The 16,653-nt window shown below is 44.7% G+C and carries 17 protein-coding genes and 1 pseudogene; 14 read left to right on the top strand and 4 right to left on the bottom strand.

The window, feature by feature from the left end:
* Together D5I41_RS00185 and D5I41_RS00180 are read right to left on the bottom strand one after the other, a co-directional pair.
* Window positions 1–684 carry an HAD-IA family hydrolase gene (locus D5I41_RS00185; RefSeq protein ID WP_119007934.1) on the bottom strand — a complete coding sequence of 228 codons (684 nt, stop codon included), beginning with the start codon at window positions 682–684 and terminating at the stop codon, window positions 1–3.
* A gap of 115 nt (window positions 685–799) precedes the next feature.
* Window positions 800–1,354, bottom strand: coding sequence for a hypothetical protein (locus D5I41_RS00180; RefSeq protein ID WP_119007933.1), 555 nt, complete (start codon window positions 1,352–1,354; stop codon window positions 800–802).
* 151 nt (window positions 1,355–1,505) lie between these two features.
* Here D5I41_RS00180 and D5I41_RS00175 point away from each other — a divergent pair.
* From D5I41_RS00175 to bamJ, 4 genes and pseudogenes are all read left to right on the top strand, one after another.
* A pseudogene (locus tag D5I41_RS00175) lies at window positions 1,506–1,979 on the top strand (CreA family protein); the annotation flags it as partial.
* Between the two features lie 197 nt (window positions 1,980–2,176).
* On the top strand, window positions 2,177–3,481 hold the full coding sequence (locus tag D5I41_RS00170) for an inosine/guanosine kinase (RefSeq protein ID WP_119007932.1): 1,305 nt from the start codon (window positions 2,177–2,179) through the stop codon (window positions 3,479–3,481).
* A 68-nt stretch (window positions 3,482–3,549) separates the two neighbouring features.
* Window positions 3,550–4,179, top strand: coding sequence for a thioredoxin domain-containing protein (locus tag D5I41_RS00165; RefSeq protein ID WP_119007931.1), 630 nt, complete (start codon window positions 3,550–3,552; stop codon window positions 4,177–4,179).
* An 8-nt stretch (window positions 4,180–4,187) separates the two neighbouring features.
* A complete protein-coding gene (bamJ, locus tag D5I41_RS00160; protein WP_119007930.1) occupies window positions 4,188–4,661 on the top strand; it encodes a BamJ family beta-barrel-assembly machinery protein in 474 nt (157 codons plus the stop codon).
* 71 nt (window positions 4,662–4,732) lie between these two features.
* On the opposite strand, the gene D5I41_RS00155 is transcribed toward bamJ, so the two are convergent.
* Both D5I41_RS00155 and D5I41_RS00150 read right to left on the bottom strand, forming a co-directional pair.
* Window positions 4,733–5,350: a beta-phosphoglucomutase family hydrolase gene (locus D5I41_RS00155; RefSeq protein ID WP_119007929.1), complete on the bottom strand. Its 618-nt coding sequence runs from the start codon at window positions 5,348–5,350 to the stop codon at window positions 4,733–4,735.
* A gap of 112 nt (window positions 5,351–5,462) precedes the next feature.
* Window positions 5,463–6,173 carry a DUF1223 domain-containing protein gene (locus D5I41_RS00150; protein WP_119007928.1) on the bottom strand — a complete coding sequence of 237 codons (711 nt, stop codon included), beginning with the start codon at window positions 6,171–6,173 and terminating at the stop codon, window positions 5,463–5,465.
* Between the two features lie 115 nt (window positions 6,174–6,288).
* Here D5I41_RS00150 and D5I41_RS00145 point away from each other — a divergent pair, with 115 nt between their 5' ends.
* The 10 genes from D5I41_RS00145 (at window position 6,289) to D5I41_RS00100 (ending at window position 16,577) form a co-directional block, all read left to right on the top strand.
* Window positions 6,289–6,882 carry an SOS response-associated peptidase gene (locus tag D5I41_RS00145; protein ID WP_119007927.1) on the top strand — a complete coding sequence of 198 codons (594 nt, stop codon included), beginning with the start codon at window positions 6,289–6,291 and terminating at the stop codon, window positions 6,880–6,882.
* Window positions 6,883–6,977: 95 nt separating this feature from the next.
* On the top strand, window positions 6,978–7,520 hold the full coding sequence (locus tag D5I41_RS00140) for a heme NO-binding domain-containing protein (protein WP_119007926.1): 543 nt from the start codon (window positions 6,978–6,980) through the stop codon (window positions 7,518–7,520).
* A 23-nt stretch (window positions 7,521–7,543) separates the two neighbouring features.
* Window positions 7,544–9,253, top strand: coding sequence for an ATP-binding protein (locus D5I41_RS00135; protein WP_119007925.1), 1,710 nt, complete (start codon window positions 7,544–7,546; stop codon window positions 9,251–9,253).
* 239 nt (window positions 9,254–9,492) lie between these two features.
* Window positions 9,493–9,825, top strand: a complete 333-nt coding sequence (locus tag D5I41_RS00130; protein ID WP_119007924.1) for an STAS domain-containing protein — start codon at window positions 9,493–9,495, stop codon at window positions 9,823–9,825.
* A gap of 53 nt (window positions 9,826–9,878) precedes the next feature.
* Window positions 9,879–10,706 (top strand): OmpA family protein, encoded by an 828-nt coding sequence (locus D5I41_RS00125; protein ID WP_119007923.1) that lies wholly within the window; start codon window positions 9,879–9,881, stop codon window positions 10,704–10,706.
* Window positions 10,693–12,777: an SLBB domain-containing protein gene (locus D5I41_RS00120; RefSeq protein ID WP_119007922.1), complete on the top strand. Its 2,085-nt coding sequence runs from the start codon at window positions 10,693–10,695 to the stop codon at window positions 12,775–12,777. Before D5I41_RS00125 ends, D5I41_RS00120 begins: the two co-directional genes overlap by 14 nt.
* Window positions 12,777–13,460, top strand: a complete 684-nt coding sequence (locus D5I41_RS00115) for a P-loop NTPase family protein (protein ID WP_119007921.1) — start codon at window positions 12,777–12,779, stop codon at window positions 13,458–13,460. Before D5I41_RS00120 ends, D5I41_RS00115 begins: the two co-directional genes overlap by 1 nt.
* A 57-nt stretch (window positions 13,461–13,517) precedes the next feature.
* The gene (locus tag D5I41_RS00110) at window positions 13,518–13,958 is read left to right on the top strand and encodes an Hpt domain-containing protein (protein ID WP_119007920.1); all 441 of its coding nucleotides are present in this window, start codon (window positions 13,518–13,520) and stop codon (window positions 13,956–13,958) included.
* 32 nt (window positions 13,959–13,990) lie between these two features.
* Window positions 13,991–15,490: a sigma-54-dependent transcriptional regulator gene (locus tag D5I41_RS00105; RefSeq protein ID WP_119007919.1), complete on the top strand. Its 1,500-nt coding sequence runs from the start codon at window positions 13,991–13,993 to the stop codon at window positions 15,488–15,490.
* Window positions 15,468–16,577, top strand: a complete 1,110-nt coding sequence (locus tag D5I41_RS00100; protein WP_119007918.1) for a glycosyltransferase family 4 protein — start codon at window positions 15,468–15,470, stop codon at window positions 16,575–16,577. Before D5I41_RS00105 ends, D5I41_RS00100 begins: the two co-directional genes overlap by 23 nt.
* The last annotated feature ends 76 nt before the right edge of the window (window positions 16,578–16,653 follow it).

Here is a 16,653-nt window from a genome sequence, read left to right as displayed (position 1 = left end):
CTAAATATGATACTCAAGAGGCGGAACGTCTGCGCAGTACTCAAGTACTTCACTAAGATCGCTGATACTCATTGCCCCTTCTGCACTCCATTTAGGCGATAACGGGTTTGGACGATAATGAAGAGTGGTAATATTAGCCGCCACTCCCGCTCGAATGCCTTGCAATGTATCATCGACAAACAGGCACTCTTTAGCGCGAAATCCCATTCGCATCGCAGCATATTGAATAAGATCGGGGTCGGGCTTCCAACTATTTGCGTCAAAAGCACTGAACATCGTGCCTGTGAAATAATCGGATAAACCACTAATTTCGAGAGTGTACTCTAGCTTGCTGCGAGGTCCGTTCGACACAACGCAGATTTCAATACCATGTTGCTTGAGGGTATCTAAAACCTTGACTGCATTCTTGCACGGTCTAAGTTGGTCTTGAAACAAAACCCTTGTTTTTTCTCTATATAGAAGCTCGAGTTCGTCTATATCGACTTTGACACCTAGACGTTGGCTAGTTTCCACAAGGATATCTGCGAGCTTGCCACCGTTAAAGTGACTGAGAGCTTCATCCATACTAAGCTGCACGCCATAGCTGCTAAATACACTAACCAAGGCTTGGCAGCATAATTTTTCGCTATCAACCAGCGTACCTTCACAGTCAAAAATCACACACTTCATCGGTTCGCTTTCCATAGCATCTAATTGATTCTGTTTACGTTTATAACCAAGAAGTGCTAACAAATGGAAAAGCAGTACTGCTTACTGTTAACTGTGCCCCTGTTTGTTTTCGATAAACCGACCTAGATCACTAAATGTAAGCAAATATTTGTAAAAATACTGAGCAGCTTTGCTCTCCTTGATTTATTTCCGAATCAAAAAGGTTCAAGATGGCAGCAACCTCAACGTCTTGGGCTAGGTCACTTTTTAATAAAAGGTCTGAAACCAATATGGTATCTGAACCATTTGAGACGATGCATGCGCCTACGACCTCTGAGCCTTCAAACCCTAGACACAATGAATAAGCACCTTGATCATCAAGAATAATCTGAGCTAAAAACTCCTGTAAGAACTCTCTTGATGCTTCAGGTATGTCACTGTGCGATGCCATAAAGCGCGCAAAAAGTACCGTAAGCTTGTGAAAGTCAGCCCTCAACCACTCAGTAGTACTCATTGCTTGGTTTAAGTCGTCAGCTGAAGATGCTAGCGAAGTAATCTCATTGAACTTCTCGACAAGGTCCAGGTAACAGGCTTTTCCTAAGACACTTTCTCTAGTTGGGTAGGCCACATCTATCTGAGACAAAAGCCATTGGGTCTTTTGTTGCTGTAAATGCTCTACATTAGGTGTAGGAGCTGAGTTACTCATAGTCATGCTCATTTTTTGATTTTGTATAAGGATACACTCGGATCTAGGTGTGAACAATTCTTTATCAAACAATCGCTTATTTAAACAAGATTGCCTGTATGTGTTAGACTCTACTCTATTCAATACCTTGGTTAATTTCTCGGAAATCGCAATGAAGAAAATCGCTCTATTGGCTCCACTCCTTGCCCTGACTCTTTCAGGGTGTGGCAAAAATGAAGTCGGTGACGTATCGCTGGGCTTTTTTACCCTTAAAGACATAAAAATATCGAATTTGGATGACGAGAAAATTCCTGGCGTAACCTGCCATATCGCCTCTGTTGAAGCGAATTTAAGCTTATCTGACCCTAGTGACAGCTCTATCTCTTGTCGTCAAACTGGCGATATTACACCTGAAATGATCGCTTCAATCGACAAAAGTAAGTCTGGTGAAGTGGTGTTCAAACAATCGAAAAGTGTTTTCTTTAAAACAATGAAAGTCAGACGCATCTATGATGCTGAAAACCAGACCCTCCTCTACTTGTCTTATACGACTAAAGAGACAGACGGCAGTTTCAAGCATAGCCTGTCTACAGTGCCGTTATGGGATACATTAGCCTATCAATCTACTGACGGCGTTCCAACCACCTTGCCAGAATCCGATACAACAACGTCAGATGACGTAACTAAGCCTCAGACTGTAGGCGACGCTGCTTCTAAAAACAGCGAGGTTGTTTTTTAAATCATCAGTTGGCGCTCAAGTGGCTAGAAATTAAGCGCCCTCACTCATGTGCGGAGTAAACCTTGTGGTATACTCCGTTCATCTTCCTTTTACATTTCCCCATTATGAAGTTTCCTGGTCAAAGAAAGTCTAAACACTACTTCCCAACCCATTCTCGCGACCCATTGGTCAATCAGATCCGTCAGACACCTAAGCTATCAAGGCCTACTGTTGTTGGCGTGGGACAAACCATTGTTGATATCGAAGCTCGAGTCGATGATGAATTTTTGACAAAATATTCTTTGAGTAAGGGACACTCATTAGTTGTAGAACAGGAAGTAGCAGACGCACTCTATAAAGAGCTTGTTGAGAAGGGCCTCATCACCCACGAACACCCTGGCGATACCATTGGTAACACCCTGCATAACTACTCTGTACTAGCAGACAGTAAGTCTGTGCTATTGGGCGTCATGTCTAAGAACATCGATGTGGGGAGCTACGCGTATCGTTACCTTTGCCGTACCTCATCTCGCGTTAACCTTAATCATCTTCAGCGTGTTGATGGCCCTATTGGTCGTTGCTACACATTGATCACTAATGATGGCGAGCGTACGTTTGCTATCAACGAAGGACACATGAATCAGCTGCTTCCTGAAAGCGTGCCTGAAACCGTGTTCGAGAAAGCCAGTGCGCTCGTGGTTTCTTCTTACCTAATGCGCGGTAAACCAGAAGACCCAATGCCAAAGGCTGTGCAGCGCGCAGTTGAACTAGCAAAAGAAAACAACGTACCTGTAGTGCTCACCTTAGGCACCAAATACGTTATCGAAGGTAATGAAGACTGGTGGCAAAACTTCATCAAGGCCAACGTAACCATCGTGGCGATGAATGAAGAAGAAGGTGAAGCGCTGACGGGTGAAAAAGACCCACTGCTTGCTGCTGATAAAGCACTTGAATGGGTTGACCTAGTGCTATGCACCGCGGGTCCTGTCGGCTTATACATGGCCGGTTATACAGAGAACGACAAAAAGCGTGAAACCGAGTTTTCCTTGCTACCCGGCAATATTCCAGAGTTCAACAAATATGAATACAGCCGCGCGATGCGCTTTACTGACTGTAAAGACCCTATCCGCGTCTACTCTCATATCTCGCCTTACCTAGGCGGACCTCTTGAGATCAAGAACACCAATGGTGCAGGTGACGGTGCATTGTCAGCACTGCTTCACGACATTGCCGCCAATGGTTATCACAAAAAGAATGTGCCTGCGTCTGAAAAGCACAGCGCTTCGTTCCTCACTTATTCGTCGCTTTCGCAAATATGCAAATATGCAAACCGAGTAAGTTACGAATTGCTAACTCAGCACTCTCCTCGCCTGTCTCGTTCTCTTCCTGAGCGTGAAGATAGCCTTGAAGAAGCCTACTGGGATAGATAATAAAGTGTCAAATGGGTGATATTGTTGATATCGCCCTACCTCTGCCTACTAACAAGACTTAATGGACTATGAAAAAAATAACTCAAATAATTAGCCTAGTTTTCGCATCCTTACTGGCATTGACTGCATGTAGCGAAAACCCTGAACCTCAACTGAACACTCACTACTCTCAATTGCCAAACGATATTAGCGATCTTGTACAGCAGCCTGTCGTTGAGGTGTTCTCTCTTACTTGCGGGCACTGCCTGCAGATGGAGAAGTTCATCCCTGAAATCGAAGAAGGGATTGGTCAGTCAATTGGTAAGGTACACGTTACCTTCAATGAGAGTGCTCAAGCGGCCGCTATGTTTTACTACGCTGCAGCAATGCAATCTGAAACCGGTAAACCAGATCAAGGCATGATGACGGCGTTGTTTAATGCCTACCACGCTAATGCCGAATTACCAGCTGAAGAAAGAACCCAACTACTGATCAATGCTTATAAAGAGCGCGGTTTGGTTTCTCCATATGATCTAAACGAAGAACAGAAACAAAAACTGTTTGAAGAAGTGACTCACGCTGTCGATATTACTGGTAAGGGTATGATCAATTCAGTTCCTACCTTTGTCGTAAATGGCAAGTATATGGTCATCACTTCAGCGCACAACGATCTGCCATCTATTGTTAACACAATCAAATACTTAATTGCGAAAGGATAACGACACTAATGTCTAAGTTTTTATTCCCTGCCATCATAGCGGTTTTAGCTGCATTCATGATCTACAGCATTTGGTCAAAAAATAAAGCCGGCCAAGAAAACTTCGCCCTTGGCCAAGCCTTCTTACAAGAAAATGGTCAACGTGACGAAGTCATCACCACTGAGAGCGGTCTTCAGTATGAAGTCCTTGTTAAGGGTGACGGCGAGACTCACCCTGCTTCAACTGACACAGTTAAGGTGCACTATCACGGCACACTTACCGACGGTACTGTGTTTGATAGCTCTGTTGATCGCGGTGAACCAATTGAATTCCCTCTTAACCGTGTCATTCAAGGTTGGCAAGAAGGCCTGCAGTTGATGGTTGCGGGTGACAAGTTCCGCTTATACATACCAAGCACGCTTGCGTATGGTAAAAACGGTACGGGTCCAATCCCTGCATCATCAACATTAATCTTCGATGTCGAACTGATTGAAGTAAAGTAAGACATTAAAAAGGGCTGTCGATGACAGCCCTTTTACTTTCTAATAGTTTTATCTTTCGAGAACTAAACCGCCTACTCTGTAAACGCCGCCTCATTCACTGGTTTAAATACAAAGCCAGAATCTGTCACTAGATAGCAATCCATACCTGCAGCATGTGCTGCCTGCAAACCTAATAGCGTATCCTCAAACACCACACATTCGCTAGGTTGGCATTGCATGTTTTCAGCCGCCTGCAAAAAGGTATCTGGGAATGGTTTATGATTATTCACCTCTGTGGCGGTCACAACCGTATCAAAATAATCAAATACGCCACGAGACTTCAATAGATCATGAGCATTGTCACGTTGCGATCCTGTGCCTATCGCCACTTTCTTGATTTGCATCTGATCTAACAGCACCTGATGGGTAATACCGATCAATTCACCCTTAGTGTCATTGCTAGCAAACTGAGACATTTTAAAGCTAGAAACCTGCGCTGGATCCAACTCTAAGCCAAAGCGTCGATTTACTTCCAACACAATCTTAGGGCTTGGCATACCCCCTAGGCTATGAAGCCATTTTGGGTCGAAATCAAATCCAAACTCTTTAGCCGTCTTCTCCCACGCGGCGACGTGCGCCGGCATGGTATCAATCAGGGTGCCATCCATATCAAATATAATACCCTGATATTGTTCAAGTTTTGGCTGCATCCTTGGTCTCTCTTAATCTGTTAACGGTAACTATATTCACACCATAGCAGACTAAAATGACAAAACAATGCCATTTCGTTGACCAATATACTTTTGCCTCAATTTTTGCCGATTACGGTTTGTCTATCCAACCCGCAACGGTTTGCACTGGAACAAAATCTTTAGGCTTAGTTAACCACACAGCGACGGCATCTATCTGTGCAACGGGTTGTCGATTGTTCAATGAGAAGCTCCATTTGCCGGTGGCATTCTTCTGCTGCTTCTCGATAACAACAAAGTCATGCTTGAGTGTTTTACCTCTATTCTCACCTCGCTTAACGGGGGTGGTTTCGTTCATTGCTAACCAAGCAATGTGGGCCGTGTATTGTTCATCACCGAAAAAGGTGACAGTGTAATTATATTTATCTCGTTTTAGCTGTAGCTGTGTGACACTCGGCGCTTCAATATCTGGAAGCGTTCTGGTTCGATAACTAAAGAACCCTTTCCACTCCGCACCATTTACGACAAAGCCCGGAGTATAAACGCTGTCCACGACACCGTAGCTTCTATATAGCCTCTGCTTTTGACTGTACGACGGGTGCGCAAAGCGGTCTTTCCAGCCAATGTAATCCCAATAATCAACGTGGTAGGCTAGAGGAATATAGTCGTCCCACAACTTGTCGGTTTCGGCATATTGAGAAAGATATTGATCCGCAGGAGGGCAACTAGAGCATCCTTCCGATGTAAAAAGCTCTATTACATAGGCTGGTTTGCCTTCGTGAGTCCAAACCTGAGCTTGTAATAAGCTAGGCACCATCATGGCGAGTAATAGTGTAAAACGCATCCGTGTACTCCTACTAAAAGGCTTATTTAGTACAGACCTGAGCAATTGCACTTCTCTTTCACGCTGTTAACTGTGCTAACTTATTAGAATGGCAATTAAGAAAGACAGAACATAGATGTGTGGACGATTAAACATCACGGATGACCCTTTAGCGCAGTGGATATCAGACTCTCTGGGTCTTGAGTTTCATACATCGACAAATAACGATGTGCGACCTAAACAATCGGTATCGGTCATTTCGTCAACTCAGTCTCGTTTTAATCAGCAACAAATGCTGTGGGGTGTGCAACCAGAATGGTCGAAGCAACTCATCATTAACGCCCGCTCCGAAACCATAGAGTCTAAACCTACCTTTAGAGAGGCGTTTAATCACAATAGAATCATCGTGCCGTGCAGTGGTTGGTATGAATGGATTACCACAGAATCAGGAAAACAAAAATTCCTATTTAACCCCGTCGATAACTCTCAAGGTTTTTTAATGGCAGGCTTAGCAATGGGAAATGGCCACTTTGTTACCCTCACCACTGAGCCTAATAATGAGTACGCCCGTTATCACCATCGAATGCCCCTTCTGTTTGACGAGAAAGACGCTCTGCAATGGGTTAGCGATCCTCAACAGGCGAAAAGACTTCTCACTAGAAACACCCAAATCCCTTTTTTGGCTATCGCTGAGCCCATCGAACCTATGCAAAACCTGTCTCTTTTCTAGATACAAGATCCATAAAAACAACAGAAGTAATTGTTTTTTAAATGAGTTTGTACAAGAATCGTTAACATGAATACTCAATTGTTAAGAGAGATCAAATGAAAGGAATCATTTTTACTGAATTTTTAGACTTGGTAGAGAATCACTTTGGACTTGAGGTGTTGGACCAAATATTAGAGATGTCTGAAGACCAAGGCATCTATACCTCTGTAGGAAGTTACGATCATAAAGACCTAGTTAAATTGATCGTAAACCTCAGCAAAACATCAGATGTACCCGCTAATCAATTGCAAGAAGTGTTTGGGGAATCTGTGTTTAAGAAACTGCTGGCAACCATGCCACCAGCGGCAGCAGTAGCACAAAGCACCAATAGCTTCGAGTTCATTAGACACGTAGAAGATTACATCCACGTTGAGGTTAAGAAACTCTATCCCGATGCTGTCCCTCCGTCTTTTGAGTTTATTTCAGAGACCGAAACAGAGCTTGTTTTAAATTATAAGAGTGCTCGATGTATGTCTCATGTCTGTCTTGGGCTGATTAAGGGATGCGCCAACCACTTTGAGCAAAAGCTTGATATCCAAATGAAACCACTCAATGAAACGGGAAGTGAAGTTCGCTTCAATATCACCCTTGTTAACTAACCCAGTTTGATGAGTAATTGACGATGACAGATCAAGGCGTTGATATCAGGCTGATTGAACGAAAGCTTGTGAGAGAGATGGCTTCGCGTAAGCAAGCTGAAAACTTGCTTGAACAAAAAAGTCTTGAGCTGTTTGAGGCCAACCAAAAGCTTGAACTTGCCGTAGCGCAATTGGAAAAATCTTCAGCGCAAGACATTCTAAAGCTTGAGTTCCAACAGCAGATTGACTCACTACTTATCTATTTTGGTCGCGCCTTTCTCGATCACCACTTAGATGACATACTGCTGTCTAATCTTGTCGGTAAGGTGTGTGATACCACGCTAGTAAGGGCGTGTTACCTTGAACTTAAACCCAATCTCAACCTTGGATTAAAGAAACCGTTTTATGGTTCGGAGATAGAGGTCGACCCGAATAGCCTTAAACTGCAATGGCGAGGGTCACAGCTGGATATACCTCTTATCATCAATAGAGAAAAGATTGGTTTACTGAGTCTAAAGATCCAAGATACCGAGCAAGACAATCAATTTATTGAGCAGCCATTGAGGCTCATTGCCGACTTGCTTTGCAGAGCGGTTAACAGGCAGCAAATCATCTATCGCAATATAGAATCGCGCAAAAAAGCAGAACAATCAGAGCGAGCCACTCGTGATTTTCTTGCAATGATAAACCATGAACTTCGCACTCCGCTTAACGGGCTATTAGGCACCTCGGAGCTTCTGCAAGATACTAAACTGGATGAACATCAAAAAGAGTTGGTCGAGAACCTGTCTCAATCTGGCGAGTTTTTGAGGGTGATTATCAATGATCTCCTTGATTACAGTAAGATCAATGCAGATATGTTCACCCTACTTCCTCGTAAGTTTGAAATTAAGTCCTTACTTAAGACACTCTCTAGTATTTTTAACTCTAAAGCCTGCGAAAAGTCGCTCAACTTTATCGTCAATGTCTCTGACAAGGTGCCAAAGGCGGTTGAGGGCGATATGGAGCGGATAACACAGATCTTCGTTAACCTTATTGGCAACGCCGTTAAGTTTACCGATGAGGGGTCAGTGACCTTGAACCTAGACTGGGACAATAATAGCCTGCAGTTTGAGGTGATTGATACTGGTATTGGCATCAGCCCCAACGCCCAAAAAAAGCTATTCCAGCCTTTTACTCAAGTAGACCGCTCCAGTAAACGAAATTTTGAAGGCACAGGTTTAGGACTGGCTATCTGTAACCAGCTTATTCAGTTGATGGGCGGCTCTATTAAACTTGAGAGTGCTATCGACGTCGGTACCACCTTTACTGGGAGTATTCCTCTAATTAAGGTCGCACAGCTCGCCAGCGCAGCCAAAGACCCAGCTAAACAACTGAACAAGTTGCTACCTAAGCACCTTTCAGTGTTAGTGGTTGATGATATTCGCATGAATCAAATCATCATCAATGAAATGCTCACTAAGCTCAATATCAAGCCCGATATTGCTAATAATGGTGTCGAGGCTGTTACAGCAGCACAGAATAAAGCATACGACATGGTCTTAATGGATTGTCGAATGCCAGAAATGGACGGTTTTGAAGCCACCGCAAAGATTCGCGAATTAGGGATGAAAATGCCTATCATCGCGTTGACCGCGAGCACCACATTAACGGAAAGAGAACAGTGCTTTGAATCAGGCATGGATGACGTTCTAACCAAACCTTATCGCTCAGCAGACATTCAAAACATGCTGGTCAAATGGTGTCATAACTAACACCTCATAACGTTCTTATAGGCTCACAGTACGTGAGCCTTTTTCTTATACCAATGGTAGTGATTGGTATTATTAATCCCTACTTTTCTAAGAAATCCCCTTTCTCAAATTAAGAACCCCCATTTCTCATATTGACAAACCCATTTAAACCATTGTTTTTATTGGTGTTAATTTTTGGCACGGTTCCTGCTACCTACTAAGTACGCTCACTGAGGCGATTCTTAAACGGAGAGAACATCATGGAACTACGCAAAATTGAATCAAGTGAACACCTACTTACTCTAGCGGTATTTGGCGACTTCAATGCACAAGCAAGCAAAGAAGCTCAGCTTTGTATTGATGATGTACTGACTGACGATAACCACCCTCAGATCGAAATCGATTTAGAGCATGTGGACTTTATGGATACGTCAGGCATTGGCGCCATTGTCTATTTCTATAAACGCCTTATAGAAAGCGACCGCAACATGAGCATCAAGAACGTTCATGGGCAACCTCAAAAAATGATGGAACTGCTGCGCATAGGACAGGCGATTCCATTGACCACTCAAACAGCAGAACTTGAGCTCTAATCGCGACTCACATGGAAGTGAACAGCAATTAAAAGGGAATCAGGAGAGAAAAGATGAAATGGACTAACCAACTTAAAGCAGGCACTACATTACTCGCAGTATTGGTAATGGCTGGTTGTTCAAGCTACCCAGACGAAGGCCGCGGCGGAATGGGTGAATACACCGCTATGTCTGATTTCTCTCCCGTATTTCCTGAAGAGCCATTAGGCCCAGAGCACGGCCTACGCTTTGATTTTCATTTAGCTCGCTTGCAGCTTGATAGCCTTATCAACCAAGGGGCTGAATGGTGTTTCCCTGCATCGGTCGTGCAGGCAGAAACCAAAGAAAAACGCATTGCTCGAGAACTAGAAGGTGGTCTTCTTCTTGATGCAGCCAATGACATCGTCATTTTGAGAAAGAATCTCAACAAACTGGAGTTACAACTTGATTACGTCACCAGTGAAACAGAGTGTGTGCCACCCTCACAAAACGCTTCATTTCAAAGTGATAAAGCCGTTATTACGCAGCTCGTTGACCTACTCAACATAGACAATCAATTTGCGGTGGGCTCTACCGAGATAAACCCAAAATACATGGGCCATCTTGCAGAAGCCGCCAATATTTTAAAGGAGCACAACCATCTAAAACTTAGCGTTACTGGCCATGCTGATTTGGCAGGGACAGTAGAGTACAACGAAAAGCTCGCAATGGGACGCGCTAAACAGGTTGAGCGCTACCTAGTGATATTTGGTTTAGAAACGGCTCGAATCCAAACCCTTTCTGTAGGTGAAACCCTACCCCTTACCGATGGCGATACACCCGCAATTCGCCTAACAAACCGTCGCGTTAGCATAGACATTGTGTCAACTAATGCCCAAGGAGGCGGCTATGAACATCTTTAAGGCTCTACTTATCCTATTGGTTAGCATAAGCTTCTCTGTATTTGCGAAACCCGTTCAGATTGGTGACCTTGTTCAGGTCAACCTGCCAGGCGAAGCCTCTCTCAATAAAGGCTTTCAAGTGGACAAATCGGGGCGTATCTCACTTCCAGAAGTGGGACCTACCTATGTCGCGGGTTATAAGGAAGACCAACTGCAAAAAGTGGTCAAAGATGCCCTAAGCAAGGTATTTCGCGACCTTTCCAACGCCAGTATTTATGTAGCAGAACGTCAAATCCTACTTTCCATTCAAGGCTATGTTCGCTCACCAGGCGAATACACCCTTCCTGAGTCATCAACAGTTCAAATGGCGCTGTACGCGGCAGGCGGCATCCGTCCTGGCGCTCAACTTAACAAGCTTCACATCAAGCGTGGTAGCGAAACTAAAGAATTCAACTACAAAAAATTCCTAGATTCTGGTGATGATTCCACTTTGCCAAAGCTTAAATCTCTAGACACTATCTTTGTGCCAGCCTCTCCTATGGTAGGCAACATTGAGCAGGAGTTTGACGCCGCTAAGCTCGCTAATGCTGGCGACAGCGGAGGCTCACGTAAAGCGATTAAGGTTTTTGGTGAGGTGAATGCACCGGGTTCTTTCAGCTTTAAGGCAGATACAGACCTTGTCGACATCATCATGCGCTCTGGTGGTGTCACTCGCTACGCCAGTGTAGAACAAATTCGCGTAATCTCAGGCAACAACCCTACTACGTTCAACCTAAAACACTACCTAGACAGCGGTGACGACTCTATGCTGCCTCAGCTAAACCCTGGTTCAATAGTGTTTGTTCCTAAGATGGAAGAAGAGATCAAGTCAGGTGCCAACATGGTTTATGTGATGGGCGAAGTCGCAGCACCAGGCGCATTTGAAGGTAAGCCCGGTGCTACCTTTATGGATATCCTTGCCAATGCTGGTGGACCAACTCGCTTTGCTGAGTCTCGTCAGATTCGTCTAATCAAGGCCAATGGTCGAGTGATCAGATTTGACCTAACCGCATTTACTGAAGGCATTGGCGGCGTCCGCCCACCTGCAATTGAAAACGGCGACGCTATCTTTGTTCCAGAGAAAACGGACATGAATGAAAAGTCTTGGCTGAAAGTATCGCCAGATCGCGCGGTAAACATCATTGGTGAGGTAGTTCGCCCTGGACGCATCGAATGGTCTGATGAAATGGACTTGATGGACCTGCTTGCTCATGTAGGCGGCCCTACGCTGCGCGCTGATACCACTACCATTGAAGTGGTAGACAGTGAGCGCAAGGTACAAGTCTTTGATTTAGATGCCTATATCCGCAATGGTGCTAAAAGATCGCAGCTTCCAAATATCTCAGCGGGTTCCATTGTTCGAGTTCATGACTTACCGCAAGACCCATCAGACAACAAATCACAGTGGGTTCGTCAAAAATCTGAGGCCTCTATCTACGTGTTTGGTCAAGTGAATGCACCGGGTCGCTACCGTTTTACCAAAGAGATGCATTTCCTAGACATTCTATCAGCCGCAGATGGCCCAAATGGAGATGCAGACATTCACAACATTCGCATCACTCATCGCGACAAAAGCTACTCTCGCGTAAGCAAACTCAACCTATCTCTTTACTTTGAAACAGGCGATGAATCTTTGCTCCCTGTAGTAAGAACTGGCGATACCATCTATATCCCAGAGAAAGACAAAAACTGGCTAGACCGCTCTAAAGAATCAACTGTTCGCGTGTTAGGTGCGGTAAACAACCCAGGTCGCTACGTATTTGACGACAACATGACCATCCTAGATTTACTTGCAGAAGCTGGCGGTCCAAGTGAGCAAGCGTATCTTGAGAAAATCAGTGTAGTAAACATGTCTTGCTGCCAGAGCCAAGCTAGAGTCTTCGACCTTGTTGATTTCAGCAAAACGGCCAACTTCAGAAAGCTTCCTGTAATTCGCGCGGGTGACACTGTTTACATCCCTCATCAAAGAGAGAGCTTAATGGAGAAAGCGCGAAATGGGCTTGATGATGTGCTGAAGATTGCCACTACCATAGTATTGATAGGAGCGTTGTAATGAGCATTAATCGTGTACACCCAGAGTTAGAGCAGACGTTCCTTAAGCTTGAGTTGGCTAAAACGAGCAGCATCTGTATCACTGGAGACAAACCTGGTTGTGGTGTCACTCGATTTGCTTCAACGCTAGCTGAGCACTACATGCTTGCCGGTTACAGAACATTACTGGTGGACCTTAATCTGGATAACCCTGCTTTCGAACCTGCGTTATTGTCTTGTGAAACCCAAGGAGAATGGGTTTCTAACAAAGCTACTATGCAGCTCTTTACGGGGTGCTCGGTTCCAACGACTCAGTCGGAACAAATCGCCTTTCGTGATCCGAGGGCCCTAAATCAAAAGATGGAGTATTGGTTATCCGAGTACGACCGAATCATAATCGATGCAGGCTCCCTTAACAGTCATCAAACCGAGCTACCTAGTGCTGTCATCGCTAATGCCTGCGAGGCCACGATTTTGACGATTACTGGCGGGGCTACTAGCAAAGAAGAACTCTCAAACGCCCTTAGCTACCTGAGTGACGCCAATGCCAACGTCTGCGGCATCATTATCAATCAATACTCCCAACAGACGCTATCCCAACAGCTATTGAGCATCCTTAATCGGCGTAAATTCATACCGCGATTCATTAAACGAACACTTCAAAACGCCATTAAAAGCACCCCAATACTGAATCACACAGTGTAATCACGCAGATAGTGTGAAACAAAAACTAGAAATAATGGGCGATAAAAGGAATACTCAATGTTAAGACGCTTTTTACATTCTCTTTACAGCGTGAGTCCTTTGCAAAGTAAAGAGCAGATACAGCAAGAAAAGGAAGTCATTGTCGTGCCATCAGAACAACTCATAGACAACGCAGTTATTGAACAGATCATTAGCGACACCAGTATCGACATTCTTCCATTACTCATCGACAGCTATTTGGAAGAATCGAAAGGACGCTTAGAGATCATCAACAAAGCAATAAGTGAAGAAAACTACCAAACGTTAGAATTTGAAACTCATACCCTAGCAGGGACTTCACTTGCCATTGGCGTTACAGCACTAGGAAAGATGGCTAAATCTGTGGAACATTCTTGTTTGCAACAAGATCATGCTGAGGCATTAAAAAACGGTGCCTTACTCAAAGATTTAGCTATTCAATCACAACAAGCATTGCAAAGCTTAAAAGAAAGCCTATAAATTAGTAAGTCGTTGGTTTAAAAGGACGTTTCATGGAACCCAAAGTTCTACTAGTTGAGGACTCCAACTCACTAGCCATACTCTATAAGCAGTATATAAAAGACGAACCCTATGATCTCTTTCATGTAGAGACAGGCAAGGATGCCAAACTATTTATAGAGCACCACGCTCCCCAATTGGTCATTCTTGATCTCAAACTCCCCGACACTACCGGAGAGGAAATCCTTGATTGGATCAAGGAAAATGAAATCCCTACCTCTGTGATCATCGCCACTGCCCACGGTTCGGTAAATACTGCCGTGAACCTGATTCAAAAAGGCGCGGATGATTTCCTCGAAAAACCGATTACCGCAGACAGGTTAAAAACATCGGTAGCCTTGCACCTTAAGCGAACCAAACTGGAAAATTTGGTCAGCAAGCTAGAGACTAAATTTGATCGTCCGAATTTCCACGGTTTCATTGGGTCTAGCTTACCTATGCAGGCGGTCTATAAGATCATTGAATCTGCCGCCCCTACTACCGCTAGCGTATTTATCAACGGTGAGAGTGGAACCGGTAAAGAAGTATGTGCTGAAGCCTTACACAAGCAGAGTAAACGCGCAGGCAAACCCTTTGTCGCCCTTAACTGTGGCGCTATTCCAAGAGATCTGATGGAAAGTGAGATCTTCGGTCACGTTAAAGGCGCATTTACTGGCGCTACGACAGACCGCAAAGGTGCCGCTATGCAGGCCCACGGCGGCACCTTGTTCCTCGACGAACTGTGTGAGATGGAACTGGAGATGCAAAAAAAACTACTGCGCTTTTTACAAACCGGCAGTGTCACACCATTAGGTGGCAGCAAAGAGTTAAAAGCGGACGTGAGAATCATCTGCGCAACCAATAAAGATCCTTTGAAAGAAATAGAGGCGGGACGCTTCCGTGAAGATCTCTATTATCGAGTGCATGTTATCCCTATTGAACTGCCCGCTTTGCGCGAGCGAGACAAAGATATCGTCACTCTCGCTAAGCACTTTGTAAAACTGTATTCAAAGCAAGACGGCAAGGGCTTTACAGGCTTGTCCACAGAGGTGGAGTCTATCCTCAAGGCTTACCCTTGGCCTGGCAATGTTAGGCAGCTGCAAAATATTATGCGAAACGTGGTTGTACTCAACGATGGCACAAAGGTTGAAGCAAACCAACTCCCACCGCCGCTTAACGCTGTCAACCCAGCTAAGCCGGTAGTGGTAGCAACTCCAACGCCTACACCTGTTGCTGAGCAAGCGCCACCACCAGCAAATGTACAACCGGTAGTTACAGAGATAGCCTCTCCTACTGAACCGCAACCAGCCCCAACAACAGTGAGCAACGAGTCATCGGCTACATTTTCAGTCAAACCCATGTGGCAAGTGGAAAAAGAAACAATCCAAAACGCCATTAAGGTGTGTGACGGCAATGTATTAAACGCCGCTGTCATGCTTGAGGTCAGCCCATCGACTGTTTATAGAAAGAAACAACAGTGGGAAGCCGAAGATGACTTGCAAGTCAGCGAGTGATCCCATCAATCCACAAGAGGTATGGCTGTTATTAGACAGCCTTACCTTTGGGGGCATTGAAACCCATGTATTGGAGCTGGCGCGAGGTATCGCGTTTTACAAAGTGCCCGTACGAGTCGTTCTACTTACTCGCTTTAAAGACCCATCGACTATCATCGCCAAGCTTGAGAAACACAATATACCCTACCGCTATCTGCACACGTTGCTCGATGATGAAAACCATCATTCGTTAGTTAAGCAAACCCTTCAATTACGAAAAGCCATTGCTCAATTTAAGCCCATTGCGGTGCACGCTCATGGCTATAAAGCCAGTATTGTCAGCAAACTCGCAGTAAAAACCACGACAGAACAAACCAAGCAGATCAGCACCTACCACGCAGGTGAAGTACCCAAAGGAAAGATTCGCCTATACGACTGGCTAGATCGCTACAGCGCTTTGCTATCCGATCAAAGCCTTTGTGTGAGCCCTGAAATACAAGCCCGCCTCCCCGTCAAAAGTGTATTTCTAAACAATTTTGTTTCGACAGAGGGCTCTATACAAAGTGAGGGTAAACAGATTGCCTTTGTGGGACGTTTAAGCGTTGAGAAAGGACCCGACCGCTTCTTAGATCTCGCCGAGCAGCATCCTGATGAGTCTTTCTATTTGTATGGGGACGGCCCTTTGAAAGAAGAGCTGCAGGATCGCAAAGTAACTAACGTAGAGTTTTTAGGCTTTCAAGCTAACATGAGCCAATGTTGGGCAAACATTGGTTTATTGGTGATATCTTCTCGCTATGAAGGACTGCCTATGACCGCGTTAGAAGCGATGGCAAGGGGGATTCCTGTGCTGACGCTCAATATCGGCGCGTTAGATAGATTAATAGACCATGGCCACAATGGATGGCTATCCGATAACACAGAAGAGCTGGCGCTTTTTCTAGACGAATGGCTTAACAGCACCGAAAGCGAGAAAGAAACATTGGCAGAAAACGCCAAGGAGACCATAGAGTCACAGTTTTCCACCGAAGCCGTTGTACCTCAGATCCTTCCTCTTTACTCTAAACATCTAGTTCTTTCTTCGTTTGCTTTGCGGTCGGTCGACGATTAAGTTTGAGAATGACCAGAGTACGGACTAATGATTAAGGAACATAACCTAGATTCAACAAGCCATGACATACCATTGC

This window comes from Vibrio superstes (genome assembly GCF_003569005.1).
GTDB classification, from domain to species: domain Bacteria; phylum Pseudomonadota; class Gammaproteobacteria; order Enterobacterales; family Vibrionaceae; genus Vibrio; species Vibrio superstes.
Note: the sequence above shows the minus strand (reverse complement) of the source record. Positions and strands in the feature narration are given on the sequence as shown.

Bases quoted from the DNA above. Each gene is read 5' to 3' on its own strand.
- D5I41_RS00185 (WP_119007934.1), bottom strand. From the start codon at position 684: ATGGAAAGCGAACCGATGAAGTGTGTGATTTTTGACTGTGAAGGTACG.
- D5I41_RS00180 (WP_119007933.1), bottom strand. From the start codon at position 1,354: ATGAGTAACTCAGCTCCTACACCTAATGTAGAGCATTTACAGCAACAA.
- D5I41_RS00170 (WP_119007932.1), top strand. From the start codon at position 2,177: ATGAAGTTTCCTGGTCAAAGAAAGTCTAAACACTACTTCCCAACCCAT.
- D5I41_RS00165 (WP_119007931.1), top strand. From the start codon at position 3,550: ATGAAAAAAATAACTCAAATAATTAGCCTAGTTTTCGCATCCTTACTG.
- bamJ (WP_119007930.1), top strand. From the start codon at position 4,188: ATGTCTAAGTTTTTATTCCCTGCCATCATAGCGGTTTTAGCTGCATTC.
- D5I41_RS00155 (WP_119007929.1), bottom strand. From the start codon at position 5,350: ATGCAGCCAAAACTTGAACAATATCAGGGTATTATATTTGATATGGAT.
- D5I41_RS00150 (WP_119007928.1), bottom strand. From the start codon at position 6,173: ATGCGTTTTACACTATTACTCGCCATGATGGTGCCTAGCTTATTACAA.
- D5I41_RS00145 (WP_119007927.1), top strand. From the start codon at position 6,289: ATGTGTGGACGATTAAACATCACGGATGACCCTTTAGCGCAGTGGATA.
- D5I41_RS00140 (WP_119007926.1), top strand. From the start codon at position 6,978: ATGAAAGGAATCATTTTTACTGAATTTTTAGACTTGGTAGAGAATCAC.
- D5I41_RS00135 (WP_119007925.1), top strand. From the start codon at position 7,544: ATGACAGATCAAGGCGTTGATATCAGGCTGATTGAACGAAAGCTTGTG.
- D5I41_RS00130 (WP_119007924.1), top strand. From the start codon at position 9,493: ATGGAACTACGCAAAATTGAATCAAGTGAACACCTACTTACTCTAGCG.
- D5I41_RS00125 (WP_119007923.1), top strand. From the start codon at position 9,879: ATGAAATGGACTAACCAACTTAAAGCAGGCACTACATTACTCGCAGTA.
- D5I41_RS00120 (WP_119007922.1), top strand. From the start codon at position 10,693: ATGAACATCTTTAAGGCTCTACTTATCCTATTGGTTAGCATAAGCTTC.
- D5I41_RS00115 (WP_119007921.1), top strand. From the start codon at position 12,777: ATGAGCATTAATCGTGTACACCCAGAGTTAGAGCAGACGTTCCTTAAG.
- D5I41_RS00110 (WP_119007920.1), top strand. From the start codon at position 13,518: ATGTTAAGACGCTTTTTACATTCTCTTTACAGCGTGAGTCCTTTGCAA.
- D5I41_RS00105 (WP_119007919.1), top strand. From the start codon at position 13,991: ATGGAACCCAAAGTTCTACTAGTTGAGGACTCCAACTCACTAGCCATA.
- D5I41_RS00100 (WP_119007918.1), top strand. From the start codon at position 15,468: ATGACTTGCAAGTCAGCGAGTGATCCCATCAATCCACAAGAGGTATGG.